2 protein-coding genes are annotated in these 19,319 nt (G+C 71.0%); both read right to left on the reverse strand.

Going from position 1 to position 19,319, the window contains the following annotated elements:
- Window positions 1-16 precede the first annotated feature (16 nt).
- Window positions 17-16,705 carry a type I polyketide synthase gene (locus tag SACAZDRAFT_RS23755; protein WP_005441174.1) on the reverse strand — a complete coding sequence of 5,563 codons (16,689 nt, stop codon included), beginning with the start codon at window positions 16,703-16,705 and terminating at the stop codon, window positions 17-19.
- 250 nt (window positions 16,706-16,955) lie between these two features.
- Window positions 16,956-19,259, reverse strand: a complete 2,304-nt coding sequence (locus tag SACAZDRAFT_RS09965; RefSeq protein ID WP_232286399.1) for a PQQ-dependent sugar dehydrogenase — start codon at window positions 19,257-19,259, stop codon at window positions 16,956-16,958.
- Window positions 19,260-19,319 lie beyond the last annotated feature (60 nt).

Genomic DNA, 19,319 nt, shown 5'->3' on the forward strand with positions numbered 1-19,319 from the left:
CTAGGAACTGTGGCCGTCAAGACTTGTCGTCGAGTGCGATCTGCACCAGGCTGTCGAGGTCCATCGAGTCGAGGTCCTCCTCCGACTCCGCCGACTCCTCCTCCGCCACGCGCAGGCCCGCCAACTGCAGCAGGGTGTGCTCCAGCCCGGCTTCCCGCAGCGTCGTCGGCGACAACGCCGCGAGCGCCTGGCGAAGTCGGGCGTCCTCGTCGGTTTCCTCGCCGGTCTCCGCGTCGTCGCCCGTGATCTCGGCGATGAGGTGGGCCACGAGGTCGTCCGGCGTCGGATGGTCGAACACGGCCGTCGCGGGCAACCGCACACCCGACACCGTGGCGAGGCGATCACGGAGTTCGACCGAGGTGACCGAGTCCATCCCGAGGTCACGGAACGGCCGCGCCGGTTCGACAGCGTTCGCGTCGGGCAGTCCCAGCACGATCGCCGCCTCCGCGCGCACCAGGTCCAGCACGGTGCGCTGCCGGTCCGCGGGCGCGAGGGCCGCCAGTTCCGCCCTCCGGTCGGTCACCTCCTGGTCGGCCGGGTCGGCGTCGACCTCCGCCAGGGCGGTGAACAGCGGCGTCGACCCGGTGGCCGTGAAGATCGGCAGGAACCGGCTCCAGTCCACGTCGGCCACGGTCACCGTCACGTCACCGGAGCCGACGGCCCGGGCCAGCGCGGCGATCGCCTGCTCCGGCGCGAGTCCGGACAGCCCCATCCGCGCCAGTTGGGCGCCGCCGTCCCCGGCGGCCATGCCGCCACCGGCCCACGGTCCCCACGCCACCGCGGTGCCCGGGAGTCCGTCCGCACGGCGTTGTTCGACCAGGGCGTCCAGGGCCGCGTTCGCCGCGGAGTACGCGACTTGGCCCGCGCTTCCCCAGACCCCGGCGATCGACGAGAAGACCACGAACGCGTCGAGATCGGCGGTCAGTTCGTGCAGGTGCATCGCACCGGCGACCTTGCCCGCGACGACGGCCGCGAACTCCTCCGGAGTGGTGTCGGCCAGCGGCGTCGACTGCGACACGCCCGCGGCGTGGACGACGGCTGTCAGGTCCGGGCCGCAGTCCTTCACGAGCGCGGCCACCGCGTCGCGGTCGGCCAAATCGCACGCGGCGAGGGTGACGTCCACGCCGAACTCGCGCAACTCGTCGGCCAGCTCGGACGCACCCGGGGCCTCGGCGCCGCGACGGCTGGTGAGTACCAGGCGCTTCGCGCCCTCGCGGGCGGCCCAGCGGGCCACCTCACCGCCGAGTGCGCCGGTCCCTCCGGTGACGAGCACCGTCCCGGTCGGCGACCAGGAGTCCGTCCCGGCACGCTGGGGCGAGGAGACCAGTCGTCGTGCGTACACCCCGTCGGGGCGCACGGCGACCTCGGTCTCCCGGCCACCGGCGAGCACGCCCAGCACCCTGGCCGCGGCCTGCTCGTCGACCACGTCGGGAAGGTCGAGCACGCCGCCCCAGCGTTCCGGATGTTCCAACCCGACCACGCGGCCCAGTCCCCAGACCTGCGCCTGCACCGGGTCGGTCGGCCGGTCACCGCGCCCGGCCGAGACGGCACCTCGGGTCAGCAGCCACAGCGGCGCGTCGATGCCCCTGTCTCCGAGTGCCTGGGCGGCCAGGAGACTCTCGCGCGCACCGCGGTCGCCCGCCGACACGACGATCGCGACACCCTCGTAGTCGCCGGGGAGGTCGGCGAACATCGCCCGGTCCGGCGTGTCGGGCAGGGTCCGAACGTCGACCCGATCGCCGAACGCCGTGGTCAACGCGTCGAGCCCAGCGTCCTCCGGCGCCAGCAGCAGCCAGCGCCCGGTCACGGTCGCGGCCGGGTTGTCCGGCACCGGCTGCCACGTGACCTGGTAGCGAGCGTCGTCGAGAGCGGCCTCGTCGCGCTGTCGGCGGCGCCATGCGGCCAGGTCCGGGAGCACGTCCCGCAGCGGCCGGTCGACGTCCAACGCGAGCGTGCCGGCCAACGAGTCGAGGTCCTCCTGCTCGACGGCCGCCCAGAACAACGCGTCCGCCTCGGACTCCTGCCTCGCGTAAGCGGCCCGCGAGTCCGAGGGCGTGGCATCGAGCCAGTACCGCTGCCGCTGGAAGGCGTAGGTGGGCAGGTCGACGAGGTTCGCCGGACCGAAGAAGGCGGCCCAGTCCACCACCGTGCCGCGCGTCCACAGCGTCCCGAGCGCGGTCAGCACCGCCTGGATCTCCGGACGTTCGCCGCGCAGAGCCGACGCGAAGGCGATGTCCGCATCCTCCGGCACGCAGGTCCGCGCCATCGCGGTGAGCACGCCGTCCGGACCGAGTTCGACGACGTTCGTCACGCCCCGCTCGACCAGGGTGCGGACGCCGTCGGCGAACCGCACCGCCTCCCGCACGTGCGTCACCCAGTACTCGGGCGACGCGAGGTTCTCGGTGGCCGGCTCGCCGGTCACGTTCGACACGATCGAAATCCGCGGCTCGTGGAAGGTCAGCTCCTGGAGCACCTTCTCGAAGTCGGCGAGCATCGGCTCCATCAACGGTGAATGGAACGCGTGGCTGACGCTGAGCCGCTTGGTCTTGCGTCCGCGAGCGGCGAACTCCTCCGCCACGGCGAGTACCGCGGCCTCGACGCCGGAGATGACGACCGAGTTCGGGCCGTTGATCGCGGCGATGCCCCACTCCTCAGTGGGGTCGAACTCGTCCTCGGTGGCCTCGATCGCGACCATCGCCCCACCAGCAGGCAGAGCCTGCATCAAACGACCCCGCGCCGCGACCAGCGTGCACGCGTCTTCCAGCGACAACACACCGGCAACATGCGCGGCGGCGATCTCACCGATCGAGTGCCCCATCACGTAGTCCGGGCGCACACCCCACGATTCGAGGAGCCGGAACAGCGCCACCTCGACGGCGAACAACGCGGCCTGAGCGAACTCCGTCTGATTCAGCTCCTCCGCATCGCCCTCGATCACCTCACGCAAACGCGGATGCAGCAACTCACACGCCGCATCGAAGGCTTGAGCGAACACCGGGAACTCGCCATACAACTCCCGGCCCATGCCCACCCGCTGCGCACCCTGGCCCGTGAACAGGAAGGCCAGCTCGCCCTGCGCGACGGTGCCGTGCACGACCCCCGCCGACGACGTGCCGTCGGCCAGTGCGGCGAGCTCCGCGACAGCGCCGGCGGTGTCGGCGGCGAGCACGACCGCGCGGTGCTCCAGCGCGGCCCGCGCCGTGGCCAGCGACCAACCGACGTCGACGGTGCCGAGCTCGGCGTCGGCCAGGACATGCGCACGGAGCTTGGCGGCCTGCTCGCGCACCGCGTCGGCCGACTTGCCGGAGAGCACCCACGGCACCAGAGCCCGCTCGGTGACCTCGACCGGCGTGGGTGCCTCCTCCGGGGCTTCCTCGATCACCGTGTGCGCGTTGGTGCCGCTGATGCCGAACGACGACACCGCCGCCCGGCGAGGCCCGTTCGACGTGAGCCACGGCTTCGACTCGGTCAGCAGCTCCACCGCACCGGACGACCAGTCCACATGCGACGACGGCTCGTCGACGTGCAACGTCTTCGGCAGCACACCGTGGCGCAGTGCCATGACCATCTTGATGATGCCCGCGACACCCGCGGCGGCCTGGGTGTGACCGATGTTGGACTTCACCGAGCCCAGCCACAACGGCCGGTCGCGATCCTGGCCGTAGGTCGCCAGCAATGCCTGGGCCTCGATCGGGTCACCCAACGCGGTCCCCGTGCCGTGCGCCTCGACGACGTCCACATCGGACGGCGACAGTCCCGCTCCACGCAGCGCCTGCCGGATGACCCGCTGCTGCGACGGGCCGTTCGGCGCCGTCAGGCCGTTCGACGCGCCGTCCTGGTTGATCGCGCTGCCGCGCACGAGGGCCAGCACCGTGTGGCCGTTGCGGCGCGCGTCCGACAGCCGCTCCACGACGAGCAGACCGGCGCCCTCGCCCCAACTGGTCCCGTCGGCACCCGCGGCGAACGGCTTGCACCGACCGTCCTTCGCCAGCCCGCGCTGCCTGCTGAAGTCGACGAACGCGGCGGGCGTGGACATCACCGTGACACCACCGGCCAGCGCGAGGTCGCACTCCCCGTTGCGCAGCGCCTGAATCGCCAGGTGCAGCGCGACCAGCGACGACGAACACGCCGTGTCGACCGTGACCGCGGGGCCCTCCAACCCGAAGCTGTAGGCGATGCGGCCCGACACGATGGACGCCGCGTTGCCCGTGAGCGCGTGCGCCTCGGTCTCCGCCGTGGCGTTCTGCAGCACGCTCGCGTAGTCCTGGCCCATCGTTCCCGCGAACACGCCGGTGGCGCTGCCCCTCAGCGTCGTCACGTCCAGCCCGGCGCGCTCGAACGCCTCCCACGCGGTCTCCAGAAGGATCCGCTGCTGCGGGTCCATCGCCAACGCCTCCCGCGGCGAGACGCCGAAGAAGGCCGCGTCGAACTCGGTGGCGCGCTCCAGGAAACCGCCCTCGACGGTGTAGGTCGTGCCCTGGTGCGCCGGATCGGGGTGGTAGAGCTCGGCGATGTCCCACCCGCGCTCGGCCGGGAACTGCGTGATCGCGTCACGCCCACCCGCGAGCAGCTCCCAGAACTCCTCCGGCGAGGTCACTCCTCCGGGGAACCGGCAGGCCATGCCGACGATCGCGATGGGGTCGTCCGCGACGACCGTCGTCTGCCGCGGAGCGGAAGCCGGTTCGTCCTCCCCGCCGGACAGCTCGGTACGGAGGTACGTTCCGAGCGCGTCCGGGTTCGGGTAGTCGAAGATCAGCGTCGCAGGCAGCTTGGTGCCGACAGCGGCGGCGAGCCGGTTGCGCAGCTCGACCGACGTCAGCGAGTCGAAGCCGAGGTCCTTGAAGGCCTGGCGCGGCTCGATGCGCTCGGGCGAGTCGTAGCCGAGCACGATGGCTGCATTGGCCCGCACCAGGTCGGTGAGCTGCTTGTCCTGCTCCGCCACCGGCAGTCCGGCCAGCTTGTGCGCCAGCGAACCGTCGCCGCCCGCCTTCCGCGACGCAGCGCGTCGCAGGGACCGCTGGGCCAGGGCCCGCAACAGGGGTGGCACGGTGTCGTCCCGCAGCGCGGTCGGGTCCAGAGGCGCCGGGACGAGCACGGCGTCCGGACGTTTGCGGGTCGCCTCGAACAACGCCAGGCCCTGGTCCGGGCGCAGCGCGCTGCTGCCGGACCGGGAGGTCCTGGCCTTGTCGGTGTCGGCGAGTCCGGCGCCCATCCCGCCGTCCTGCTGGTCCCACAACCCCCACGCCAACGACAAACCCGGCAGGCCCTGGGCCCTGCGGTGCGCGGCCAGACCGTCGAGGAAGGTGTTCGCGGCCGAATAGTTGGCCTGGCCCGCGTTGCCGAAGATCCCCGAGGCGGAGGAGAACAACACGAACTCCGCCACATCGTGGTCCCGGGTCAGCTCGTGGAGATTCCACGCGGCCAGCGCCTTCGGCGCCATCACGGTCTCGATCCGCTGCGCGGTCATCGACTCGACCACACCGTCATCCAGCACACCCGCGGTGTGAACGACCGCGGTCAACGTCTCGATACCGGCGATCACCCCGGCCAACGCTTCCCGGTCAGCGGCGTCACAGGCGACCACGGAGACCTCGGCCGGAGCCAACGCCTCCAGCAGCTCCGGCGAAGCCACACCACGACGACTCAACAACACCAGACGCCGAGCGCCCTGCTCGACCAACCGGCGCGCCACCAGCCCACCCAGGCTGCCCGTACCCCCGGTGATCAGGACCGTGCCGTCGGGGTTCAGCGGCTGCGGCAGCGACAAGACGACCTTGCCGACATGCTTGGCCTGCGACATGAACCGGAACGCCTCCACCGCCTGGCGCACGTCCCAGACCCGCACCGGCAACGGCCGGACCGCTCCGAGCGCGATCAGCCGGGACAGCTCCGCCCACATCTCGGCGACCCGGTCCGGACCGGCCTCGATCAGATCGAAGGAGCGGTACCGCACACCCGGGTACTCCGTCGCGACCTGCTCGGGGTCGCGGACGTCGGTCTTGCCCATCTCCACGAACCGACCGCCACGCGGCAACAACCGCAACGACGCATCCACGAAGTCGCCCGACAACGCGTCGAGCACGACATCCACACCACGGCCTTCGGTCGCGGCCAGGAACTTCTCCTCGAAACCGAGATCACGCGACGACGCCAGGTGCTCGTCGGGCAGTCCGACCGCGTCCCACTTGGCCGGGCTCGCGGTACCGAACACCTCCAGGCCCCAGTGCTTCGCCAGCTGCACGGCCGCCATGCCCACACCACCGGCAGCGGCGTGGATCAGCACCGACTCACCGGCCTGCACGTCGGCCATGTCCCGCAGCGCGTAGAACGCGGTCAGGAACACCAGGGGGAGCGTGGCCGCGTCGGTGAAGGACCAGTCGTCGGGCATCCGCGTGACCATGCGGGAGTCGGCCATCGCCACCGGCCCGAAGGAGGCGGAGATCAGGCCCATCACGCGGTCGCCCGGCGCGAGGTCGCCGACCTCGGAACCGACCTCCAGCACCACGCCGGCGCCTTCCATGCCCATGAGCCCCGCGTCACCCGGGTACATCCCCAACGCGTTGAGCACGTCCCGGAAGTTCACACCGGCGGCCCGCACCGCGATGCGCACGTCGCACGGGCCCAACGGTTCTTCGGCGTCGGGGTACTCGATCAGCGACAGGTTCGACAGCGTCCCCTTGCCCACGCTGTCCAACCGCCATGTCGGCGCCTCGGGCGCCACGAGCTGCGTCGACGCGCGACCCAGCCGCGCCACGAACACCTCGCCACCACGCACGACGGCCTGCGGCTCACCCGAGGCGGCCACGGCACCCAGCAGATCGGTCGAGCGCGGATCGTCGTCGACGTCCACGATCACGACCCGGTCCGGGTGCTCGGCCTGCACCGACCGCACCAAGCCCCACACACCCGCGGCAGGAACATCGCGCACCGGCTCACCGGGCTCGACGGCCACGGCACCCCGCGTCACGACCACCAGACGGGCATCGCCGTCGGACGAGTCGGCGAGCCAGTCCTGCACCCTGTCGAGGACGGTCGACACCACGCCGACCGGATCGGAACCGGCGGCCTCGAACACGGTGATCGGCGCGTCGTCGAGGCCCTGCGTGGGCAACGGTGTCCAGTCCAGCGCCCACAGCGAGTTGGGCGCGATCTCGTCCCGCCGCACCGGCTGTGCCTTGGCGGCCCGCAGCAACAGAGAGTCGACACTGGCGACCGGTGCGCCCTCGCTGTCGGCGACGAACACCGACACCGCATCGGTGCCGACCGACGTCAGCCGGACCCGCACCCTGAGTGCACCGGCGGCGACGATCGTGACACCGGACCACGAGAACGGCAGTGAGCCGGCCTCGGCGTCGGAGACGAAGTCGCCGAGCCCGATCCCGTGCAGTGCCGCGTCGAGCAGCGCCGGGTGCAGCCCACACCGCTCCGCTTCGGCGTGCTCCTCCTCCGGCAGCTCCACCTCGGTGTAGACGTCGTCACCGAGCCGCCATGCGGCGCGCAGACCCTGGAACGCGGGCCCGTACTCCAGGCCCTCCGCAGTGCCGCCGTAGAACTCGGTGACGTCGATGGCCTCGGCACCCTCGGGCGGCCACGCCGTGAGGTCGCCGTCGACCGACGCGGGGCCGCTCGTGAGGGCACCGGTCGCGTGCTGTGTCCACTCCTCCGGCAGATCGTCGCGCTCGCGACGCGAGTGGATCGTGATGTCGCGTCCACCGCTGTCGTCGACGGGACCCAGAACCACCTGGAGTTGCACCGCACCGCTCTCCGGGAGCACGAGCGGGGCGGCGAGCGTCAGTTCGGTCAGCCGTTCGCAGCCCGCCCTCCGCCCGGCCTGCAACGCCAGTTCGACGAAGGCCGTGCCAGGCAGCAGCGCGTTGCCGTGCACCACGTGGTCGGCGAGCCACCCGTGCGTGGCGAGCGACAGCCGACCCGTGAGCACGAGGCCACCGTCGGCCATCTCGACGGCCGCACCGAACAGCGGGTGATCGGCCGCGCCGAGACCCGCCGCCGTCAGATCGCCCTGCGCCGTGGCGACGCCCCGGGGCCAGAAGCGTTCGTGCTGGAAGGCGTAGGTGGGCAGGTCTATCCGGGCGCCCTGGACCAGCGTGGTCCAGTCGACGGCAACACCACGGCAGTGCATTGCGGCCAACGCGCCGATCGCCGTGCGCACCTCGGGACGGTCACCCCGCAGCACCGGAACGAACAAGCCCTCGGACACCGACTGCTGCGCCATCCCCGACAACACACCGTCAGGACCGAGCTCGACGAAGTTCGTCACACCCTGCGCAGCGAGAGTGACGACGCCATCAGCGAAACGCACCGCCTGACGCACATGCGACACCCAATACTCCGGCGAAGCCAGATCATTCGACAGCTCGCCGGTCAGGTTCGACACCACCGGAATCCGCGGCTGCTGGAACACAAGCCCGCCAAGGACCTCGCGGAACTCGTCCAGCATCGGCTCCATCAACGGCGAATGGAACGCATGACTGACGCTAAGCCGCTTCGTCTTACGACCCCGAGCAGAGAACTCCTCCGCCACCGCAAGCACAGCCGACTCAACACCCGAAATGACGACCGAGTTGGGTCCGTTGATCGCAGCGATGCCCCACTCCTCGGTGGGCTGGAACTCCTCCTCCGTGGCCTCGATGGCCACCATCGCCCCACCATTGGGCAACGCCTGCATCAGACGCCCACGAGCCGCGACGAGCGTGCACGCGTCCTGCAACGACAGCACACCAGCCACGTGCGCGGCAGCGATCTCACCGATCGAATGCCCCATCAGGAAATCGGGGCGCACACCCCACGACTCCAGCAGCCGGAACAACGCCACCTCGACCGCGAACAACGCAGCCTGCGCGAACTCCGTCTGATTCAGCTCTTGCTCGTCACCCTCGATCACCTCACGCAAACGCGGATGCAACAGCGCACACGCCGCATCGAAGGCTTGAGCGAACACCGGGAACTCGGCATACAGCTCACGCCCCATACCGATCCGCTGCGCGCCTTGGCCGGTGAACAGGAACGCCGTCTTCCCCGGCGTGACGACATCGGTGATCACGTCCGGCGACGGTGTCCCGTCGGCCAGCGCGGCGAGCCCCGCGTCGAGGTCGCCGAGCACCACGGCCCGGTGGTCCAACGCCGCCCGCATCGTGGCCAGGGAGAACGCCACATCGGCCGGGTCGCCCGTCACGTCGCGAAGAGCGGTGGCCTGGCCCCGCAACGCCGCGCTCGACTTCGCCGACAGCACCCACGGCACCACCGACGGCACCGACCGGACCGGCGTGCCGGTCTCCTGCGCGGGAGCCTGCTCGATGATCGTGTGCGCGTTCGTGCCGGAAATGCCGAACGACGACACCGCCGCCCGCCACGGGCGGTCGACCTCCGGCCATGCCGTGGTCTGGGTCAGCAGTTCGACCGCGCCGGACGACCAGTCCACATGCGACGACGGCTCGTCGATGTGCAGGGTCTTGGGCAACACGCCGTGGCGCATCGCCAGGACCATCTTGATCACACCTGCCACGCCCGCGGCGGCTTGCGTGTGGCCGATGTTCGACTTCACCGACCCCAGCCAGAGCGGCCGCTCCCGCTCCTGGCCGTAGGTCGCCAGCAGCGCCTGCGCCTCGATCGGGTCACCCAGTGCCGTGCCCGTGCCGTGCGCCTCGACCGCGTCCACCTCGGAGTGCTGGAGACCGGCACTGGCGAGCGCAGCCCTGATGACGCGCTGCTGCGACGGGCCGTTCGGCGCGGTCAGGCCGTTGGAGGCGCCGTCCTGGTTCACCGCCGAACCCCGCACCACGGCCAGCACCCGGTGCCCCTTGCGCTGCGCGTCCGACAGCCGCTCCACCAGGAGCATCCCGGCGCCTTCACCCCAGCCGGTGCCGTCGGCGGCATCGGCGAACGGCTTGCACCGACCGTCGCGCGCCAACCCGCGCTGCCTGCTGAACTCGATGAAGGTCGCCGGTGTCGCCATCACCGTCACCCCGCCGGCGAGCGCCAGATCGCACTCGCCCTGGCGCAGCGCCTGCACGGCGAGATGCAGCGCGACCAGCGACGACGAGCAGGCGGTGTCGACCGTGACCGCGGGGCCTTCGAGGCCGAACACGTAGGAGATGCGGCCGGAGACGACGGCGCCCGCGGTGCCGGTGAGCACGTGCATCTCCGTCTCGGCGGGCGCGTTCTTCAGCAGGTTCGCGTAGTCGGTGCCGCCGGCACCCGCGAACACGCCGGTCGACGAGCCGCGCAGCGACAGCGGGTCGATGCCCGCGTGCTCCAGCGCCTCCCACGACGTCTCCAGCAGCAGTCGCTGCTGCGGGTCGATCGCCAGCGCCTCGCGCGGCGAGATACCGAAGAAGCCGGCGTCGAAGTCGGCGGCGCCGTCGACGAAACCGCCCTCGGTGGTGTACATGGTGCCGGCCTTGTCGGGGTCGGCATCGTAGAGGCGCTCGACGTCCCAGCCCCGGTCGGACGGGATGGGGCCGATGCCGTCGTTCTCCCCGACGAGCATGGTCCAGAACTCGTCCGGGTTGGTGACTCCGCCGGGGAGGCGGCAGGCCATGCCGACGATGGCGATCGGCTCGTCGGTCCGCCCCGCGGGCGCGGTCACGGCCGGAGCGGCGGTGCCTGAGGAGCTGCCGGCCAGCCGCTCGGACAGGTACCCGCCCAGTACGAGCGGGTTGGGGTAGTCGAAGACCAGGGTCGCCGGAAGCGTCACGCCGGTGGCCGCACTGATCCGGTTCCGCAGCTCGATCGCGGTGAGGGAGTCGAACCCGAGGTCCTTGAACGCGCGGTCGGCGGGAACACGCTCGGCCGAGTCGTGCGCCAGCACGATCGCAGCCTCGGCACGGACCAGCTCGACGAGCGCGTGCTCCCGGTCGGCGTCGGACAGCGCGGCCATCCGCCGCGCGAAGTCGTTGTCCTGCACGGCGGCCGCGGCGGTGCGCCGCACACTCGCGTGCACCAGGCCACGCAGGAGTGCGGGCAGCGTCCCCGCCTGCGCCTCCGCGCGCAGCTTCGCCGGCTGGAGGGGCGCGGGCACCAGAGTCGCGTGGGGACTCGTCCGCCCGTGGTCGAACAGCGCGAGCCCCTGCTCGGTGGACAGGGCGCCGCTGCCGCTGCGCGCCATGCGCGCGAGGTCGGCTTCGGCCAGCCCTGCGGTCATGCCGCTGGCCTGCGCCCACAGTCCCCAGGCCAGGGACACCGCGGGCAGGCCCTCGGCACGCCGCAGTTCGGCCAGGCCGTCGAGGAAGGCGTTGGCGGCCGCGTAGTTGCCCTGCCCGGGGCTGCCGAACACGCCCGCACCGGACGAGAACAGCACGAACTGCGCGAGGTCGCGGTGCTTCGTCAGCTCGTGCAACACCTGTGCGGCCTCGGCCTTCGGCCGGAGCACGCGGGCGAGCCGGTCGCGGTCGAGGGCGGTGACGACACCGTCGTCGAGCACCCCGGCGGCGTGCACCACGGCCGTGAGTCGCGGGATCGTGGCGAGGAGCGCGTCGAGCTGCTCCCGGTCGGCGACGTCGCACGCCACGACGCGCACGCGTGCGCCGAGCTCGGTGAGTTCGGCTTCGAGGTCGGGAGCCTCGCCGCGCCGGCTCACCAGTACGAGCTCCCGCGCGCCGTGCTCGGTGACGAGGTGGCGTGCGACCAAGCCGCCGAGCGTTCCGGTGCCACCCGTGATCAGCACCGCGCCCTCGGGGTCCAGCGGTCGCGGCACGGTGAGCACGACCTTGCCGACGTGCTTGGCCTGGGAGACGAAACGGAACGCCTCGGGGCCACGGCGCACGTCCCAGGCCCGCGTCGGCAGGAAGGCCAGCGCGCCCTCGGCGAACAGGTCGAGGATCTCGCGCAGCATCTCCCCGATCCGCTGCGGGCCCGCGTCACCGAGGTCGAAGGCGTGGTAGCTCACGCCGTCGTACTGGGCCGCGACCTCCTCCGGAGTGCGGATGTCGGTCTTGCCCATCTCCAGGAACCGACGGGGGCGCAGGCGCAACGACGCGTCCACGAAGTCGTGGGCCAACGCGTTCAACACCACGTCGACGCCGCGCCCGCCGGTGCCGTCGAGGAACCGGTCGGCGAAGGAGAGATCGCGGGAGGAAGCGATGTGGTCGTCGGAGAGGCCGAGCTCGCGCAGCACGTCCTGCTTGCCCTTGCTCGCCGTCCCGAAGACCTCGACACCCCAGTGCCGGGCGAGCTGGACCGCCGCCATGCCGACACCACCGGCGGCGGCGTGGACCAGCAGCGACTCCCCGGCCTGGATGTCGGCGAGGTCGCGCAGGGCGTAGTACGCGGTCAGGAACACCACGGGCACCGAAGCGGCCTCGGTGAAAGTCCAGCCGTCCGGGATGGGAGCGACCGTGCGGGCGTCGGTGACCGCGATGGGGCCGAACCCGCCCGGCAGGAGGCCGAGTACCCGGTCGCCGACGGCGAGGTCGGTGACCTCGGAGCCGACCTCGACGACCACTCCCGCGCCCTCGACGCCGATCAACCCGGCGTCCCCCGGATACATGCCGAGTGCGTTGAGGACGTCGCGGAAGTTGAGCCCCGCGGCCCGCACCGAGACCCGGACCTCGGTGGGTGCCAGCGGTTCGAGGACCTCGGGGCACGGAAGCAGTTCGAGGTTCGCGAGCGTCGACTTGTGAGCGCTTTCGAGTCGCCACGGACCCGTGGGCGGGACCAGAGTCGCCTCCGGCCGCACCAGGCGGGGCGCGAACAGTTCCCCGTCGCGCACGGCGATCTCGGGTTCGCCGCTCGCCAGCGCGGCGCCCAGCGACTCGGTGTCGTCGACGACGTCGATCTGCACGACCCGGCCGGGGTTCTCCTCCCGAACCGACCGCAACAGACCCCACACCGCGGCCGCCACCGGGTCGGGTGCCCGGTCGTCGCCCACCGCCACCGCACCACGGGTGACGAGCGCGAACGTCGTCTCCGACAGCGCGTCGTTCGCCGACCAGGCCTGGACGAGCCCCAGCATCCGGTCGAGCGCGGAGGTGAGGTCGGCGTCGGCCTCGTGCCGGACCACCACGTACTCGGGTGCCTCGGCCAGGTCGGTGAAGTCGGTGAAGTCGGTGAAGTCTCTGCCGAACACGAGCGCCGCGACCTCACCGGCCGTGGTGGGCACCGGTTGCCAGTCCACCCGGAACAACACGTCGCGGTGCGGGTCGGCGGCCTGCTGCCCACTCGGCGCGCGCAGCGTCAACGACGCGATGTCCACGACCGGTTGCCCCACACCGTCGGCGACCAGCACCGACACCGCGTCCGAGCCCGCGGGCCCGATGCGCACCCGCGCGGAGGTGGCGTGGACCGCGTGCACGGCGACGTCGCTCCACGCGAACGGCAGCTTGCCCGCCGCACCACCGTCGACCAGGTCGCCGAAGGCCAGTGTCTGCAACGCGGCGTCGAGCAGCGCGGGGTGGACGGCGAAGCGCGCGGCGTCCGCGTGAGCGTCGGCGGGCAACTCGATCTCGGCGAAGACCTCGTCGTCCCGGCGCCAGACCGCACGGATGCCCTGGAACACCGGACCGTAGGCGAAGCCCTGCCGTTCGGCGTCGGCGTAGAAGTCGCCGATCTCCACCCGCTCGGCCCCCGAGGGCGGCCACTGCGCGAGACGGTCGGCCGTCGTCCGGACGGCCGCGTTCAGCGTCCCCGCGGCATGCCGGGTCCACGGCCCGTCGAGGTCGTCCTCGGGACGCGAGTACACGCCGAGTTCGCGGCGGCCGCGCTCGTCCCGGGCGCCGATCGTCACCTGCAGGCGCACGCCACCGCTGTCCGGGAGGACGAGCGGAGCCTCGATGATCAGCTCGTCGAGCTGCGGGCACCCCACGCGGTCGCCGGCCTGCACGGCGAGTTCCACGAACGCCGTGCCCGGCAGGAGCACCTGGCCGTTGACCGCGTGCCCGGCCAGCCACGGGTGGGTGCTCACCGACAACCTGCCGGTGAGCACGGTCTCGTCGTCGGTGGCCAACTCGATGGCCGCGCCGAGCAACGGGTGGCCGGTCGCCGAGAGCCCCAGCCCGGTCGCCGCGGACTTCCCGGCGGTCTTCGGGGCGTCGTACCAGAAGCGTTCGTGCTGGAAGGCGTAGGTGGGCAGGTCGACGCGGTCTCCCTGCACAAGGGCCGTCCAGTCGACAGTGACGCCACGGCAGTGCATCGCGGCCAGGGCACTCAGCGCGGTGCGCACCTCGGGCCGGTCGCCCCGCAGCACCGGCACGAACAGGCCGTCGGACACCGACTGCTGCGCCATCCCCGAGAGCACACCGTCGGGACCGAGCTCGACGAAGTTCGTCACACCCTGTGCAGCGAGGGTGCTGACGCCGTCGGCGAAACGCACCGCCTCCCGCACATGCGAGACCCAATACTCCGGCGAGGCCAGGTCGGTCGACAGCTCGCCGGTCAGGTTCGACACGACCGGAATCTGCGGAGCCGTGAACGTCAGACCGCCGAGGATCTCACGGAACTCGGCGAGCATCGGCTCCATCAACGGCGAATGGAACGCATGACTGACGCTGAGCCGCTTCGTCTTACGACCCCGCGCTGCGAACTCCTCCGCCACCGCGAGAACCGCAGCTTCGACACCAGAGATCACCACGGAGTTCGGGCCGTTGATCGCAGCGATGCCCCACTCCTCGGTGGGCTGGAACTCTGCCTCGGTGCCCTCGATGGCGACCATCGCCCCACCAGCGGGCAGAGCCTGCATCAGACGCCCACGAGCGGCCACCAGAGCACACGCGTCTTCCAGCGACAGCACGTCGGCAACATGAGCTGCGGCGATCTCACCGATCGAGTGCCCCATCAGGAAATCGGGGCGCACACCCCACGATTCGAGGAGCCGGAACAGCGCGACCTCGACCGCGAACAGAGCGGCTTGGGCGAACTCGGTCTGGTTCAGCTCCTCCGCATCGCTCTCGATGACCTCACGCAACCGCGGGTTCAGCAGCCCACATGCCGCGTCAAAAGCCTCGGCGAAGACGGGGAACTCGGCATACAGCTCACGGCCCATACCGACCCGCTGGGCACCCTGCCCGGTGAACAGGAACGCCGTCTTGCCCCGCACCACCGACCCGGTGATCACATCAGCCGACGCGCGGCCCTGGGCCAACGCCTCCAGAGCCGACACCAGAGCGTCCCGGCTCTCGCCCAACACCACGGCGCGGTGATCCAATGCCGCTCGCGTCGTCACCAGCGAGAACGCCACGTCGGCCACGTCGGCGTCGCCGACCTCGCGCACGGCGGCGGCCTGCGCCTTCAGCGCGGCCTCGGTCTTCGCGGCGAGCACCCAGGGCACGAGCGACGGCACCCGGCGCTCCGCCTCGGCGCCGTCTCGCCGCGGCGCCTGTTCGAGGACGACGTGCGCGTTCGTCCCGCTCATGCCGAACGACGAGACACCCGCCCGCCTCGGCGTGTCGGTCTCCGGCCAGGGTCGGGCCTCGGTGAGCACCTCGACCGCGCCGGCCAACCAGTCCACATGCGACGACGGCTGATCGACGTGCAACGTCTTCGGCAACACACCGTGCCGCATCGCCAGGACCATCTTGATTACACCCGCCACACCCGCGGCGGCCTGCGTGTGACCGATGTTCGACTTCACCGACCCCAACCACAACGGCCGGTCGCGATCCTGGCCGTAGGTCGAGATCAACGCCTGCGCCTCGATCGGGTCACCCAGCGACGTACCCGTGCCGTGCGCCTCCACGACGTCCACATCGGACGCCTGCAGTCGCGCGTTGGCCAATGCCGCCCGGATCACGCGCTGTTGCGACGGGCCGTTGGGAGCGGTGAGCCCACTGCTCGCGCCGTCGGAGTTGACCGCACTGCCGCGCACGACCGCGAGCACCCGGTGACCGTTCCGCTCGGCGTCGGACAGGCGCTCCACCACGAGCATGCCCACGCCCTCGCTCATGATGGTGCCGTCCGCACCATCGCCGAAGGCCTTCACCCTGGCGTCACCGGCCAGGCCGCGCTGCCTGCTGAAGTCCTGGAACGTGGACGGGCTCGGCATCACCGTGACACCGCCCGCCAGCGCCATGTCGCACTCGCCGGAGCGCAGCGCCTGCACGGCGAGGTGCAGTGTCACCAGGGACGACGAGCACGCCGTGTCCACGGTGAGCGTGGGACCTTCGAGGCCGAGCGTGTACGCGATGCGACCGCTGGCCATGCTGCCGACGTTGCCGTTGCCGACGAACGCTTCCAGGTCGGACGGAACCTCCCCGTCGGCGAAACGATTCAAGTAATCGAAGTACGCGACACCGGAGAACACCCCGGTGCGGCTTCCCCGCACGGTGTCGGGCACGATACCGGCCCGTTCGAGTGCCTCCCACGACACTTCGAGCAGCAGTCGCTGCTGCGGGTCCATCGCGAGAGCTTCCCGGGGTGAGATGCCGAAGAACTCCGCGTCGAATTCCGCCATGTCGGGCAGGAATCCGCCTTCCCGGACATAGCTGGTGCCGGGCTCGTCCGGGTTCGCGTCGTACAGCTCGTCCAGGTCCCAGCCCCGGTCGGTGGGGAACGGTGTGATGGCGTCACCGCCGTCGCGGACCAGCTCCCACAGGTCCTCGGCGGACCTGACACCACCGGGAAAGCGGCAGGCCATCCCGACGATGGCGATCGGCTCCGTACTCGCCGCCTCGGCCGCCGACAACCGTTCCCGGGTCTGCGCCAGGTCGGTCGTCACACGCTTGAGGTAGTCCCGAAGCTTCTGCTCATTGCTCACCCGATGCACACCTCTTCACGACGCACCCGCACAGCCGCCGAGTACCGCAGACCATTCGCCGCCACAATGCGAGGAAAATGGCAGGACAAATGAACGCGCACTTGCCGCACAATTCAGGCTGAGAATATTTCCGGCCGGTGTGGGGCAACACCCCTAGCCGTCCCCTAGCTCGGTCGAGACGGACGGACATGGCCGACATGGCCTCCCGGTCGGAAGACACCGAGAGGCCACGTCCGTCACGACGACGCGATCATTCGATCGTGTAGTAGACCGTGTAGGTCGTGGGTTCCTCCGGGGCGTCGATGATCCGGCTGGCACCGGCACCGTCCTCCCACCGGTCGAACACCAGCACGTACGGCGGGATCTCGATCCGGGCGGCCGCGCTGACCGAGAGGGAGCTGCCGACGATGACCCTGATGGTCGAGTCGGTGACCACGCCGTAGTTGCCGACCGTCACCCCGATGCCCTCGGGATCGGACTTGAACGTCAGGTCGACGGTCTTGGGCTGCAACTCGATGGTCTTGGTTCCCACGTTGCCGTCGGAGTCCCGGGCGCTCAGCGTCAGTTCGAGGTGCGACGGGTACGGGTGGTCGGGTGCGATGAACTCACCGGACGAGCCCGTGAAGGTCTCGATGTCGTGGCTGTGGCAGTGACCGTCGTGGGCGCAGTGCCGCATGGTCAGCTTCCAGGTCAGCGCCGACTCGGGCAGCGTGCCGTCCTTGGCGTCCGTGGCACCGCCGGAGAAGGACACCTTCTGGCCCACGTGCCATCGGAGATCCGTGTCCGGGGTGTCGATCACCGGTGTCGGTTCCGGAGCCGGTGCGTTGTCGACCACCACGTCGACCCTGGCGATCGAACTCTTGCCGCCGGGGTCGGTGACCTTCAACGCGGGCCGCACGAACTCCTTCTCCGGGTAGATCCAGAACGCGATGGGCAGCCTGCCGTCGTCGAACTCACCGTCGCCGTCGAGATCCCACTCGTAGCGGAGCCGGTCGCCGTCGGGGTCGCTCGAACCGCGGCCGTCGAACATCACCAGCAGCGGCGACTTCCCCTCCGTGGGCTTGGCCTTGATCACGGCCTCGGGCTCGGTGTTCGGGTCGTCGTCGTGCACGATGCGACGCAGCTCGCCGGTGTCGAGCGACACGTAGTACAGGGCGCCGTCCGGGCCGAACTCCAGCTGCACCGGCACCGACAGTCCCTGGGCGAACGTCGTCACGTCGGCGGGGTTCGGCGCGCCGTCGGCGTCCTTGCCCATCACCCAGATGCAGCCGCGCGTGCTGTCGCTGAAGAACAGCGCACCACGGTAGGGCTCGGGCAGCGTCTCCCCGTCGGCGAACGCGAACCCGGACAGCGAAGCGCCGCCGGTGTTCGGGCACGTGTCGTCCGGCGACACCTTCTCGCCGCTGGTGTACTGGAGCACGGGCTTGCGGTCGCTGCCCTCCGCGTAGAGCGTGTCGCACATCGTCAGCCCGGTGGCCTGCCAGCTCGGGTGCGGCTCCGCGCCCTCGAAGCACGGCCAACCGAAGTTCGGGGCCTCCGTGGAATCCGGCACGAACCGGTTGATCTCGTCGGCCCGCGCCTCACCGACGTCGCCGACCCACACCTCGTTGCTCTCGGGGTGGACGACGAAGCGGAACGGGTTGCGGAAGCCGTACGCCAGGATGCGTCGCTTGTTCTCGTCGGCGCTGTCCGCGTACGGGTTGCCGGCCACGCCCTCGCCGGTGTCGGGGTCGATGCGGATGACGCTGCCGTTCAGCACCGCCGGCTCACCGTCGGGGCGACGCGGCGACTGAGCGCGCAGCGAACCGCCACGGGCGTCCGGGATCGTGAGGTCGGTCCCGGCGTCGCCCGGCGGGTCGGCGCACGGGTTGCCCTGCTGGCCGTAGTCGGCGAAGTTGAAGCTCGCGCCCTCACCGGCGCTGGCGTACAGCGCGCCGTCGGGGCCGAACGCCAGGGTGTCCGCGCTGTGACTCGGATACTGCTGACACCAGCCGTCGACCAGTGTCTCCGGAGCCTGCGCGACACCGTCCTCGCCCATCGTCAACTTGACGAGCCGGTTGGTGACCACGCACCCGTCCTCGGTGTACCCGGGCGGGGACGGACACTGGTCGTTCCACACCGGCGCGGTCTGCCCGGGTGGGGCGTCGCGAGTGTAGAAGGCGTAGACGTGCGGCTTCTCCGGGAACTCCGGGTGCACCGCGAGGCCGAGCAGGCCACGGTCCCAGCCGTTGAACACCTCGGTGCTCAGGTCGGCGAAGACCCGTGAGGTGTCGGAGTCCACGTCGTCCCACACCCGGATCACACCGTCTTTGTCGCCGACGAAGGTCGTGCCGTCGGGTGCGAAGGCCGCCACGGTGGGCTCGGTGAGCCCCGAGATGGCCGTCTCGTCGCGGAATCCCTCCGGGACCGCGGCTGCCTCGACGCCCGCGCCCTCGACGTCGTCACGTGGGGGGTAGAGAACCGACTCGTCGTTCGTACGCACCTGTCCGGGAGTCGCCATACCGAGCGCACCGGTCAGCATGGTCGCCCCCACGACCAGCACGGCTGTTATCACCGCGAGCGGCCGTAACCGCGTCCGCGATCTCGTTTCCGGAGATGTCATGCCGTCTGCTTC

It is taken from the genome of Saccharomonospora azurea NA-128, assembly GCF_000231055.2.
Taxonomy (GTDB): Bacteria; Actinomycetota; Actinomycetes; order Mycobacteriales; family Pseudonocardiaceae; genus Saccharomonospora; species Saccharomonospora azurea.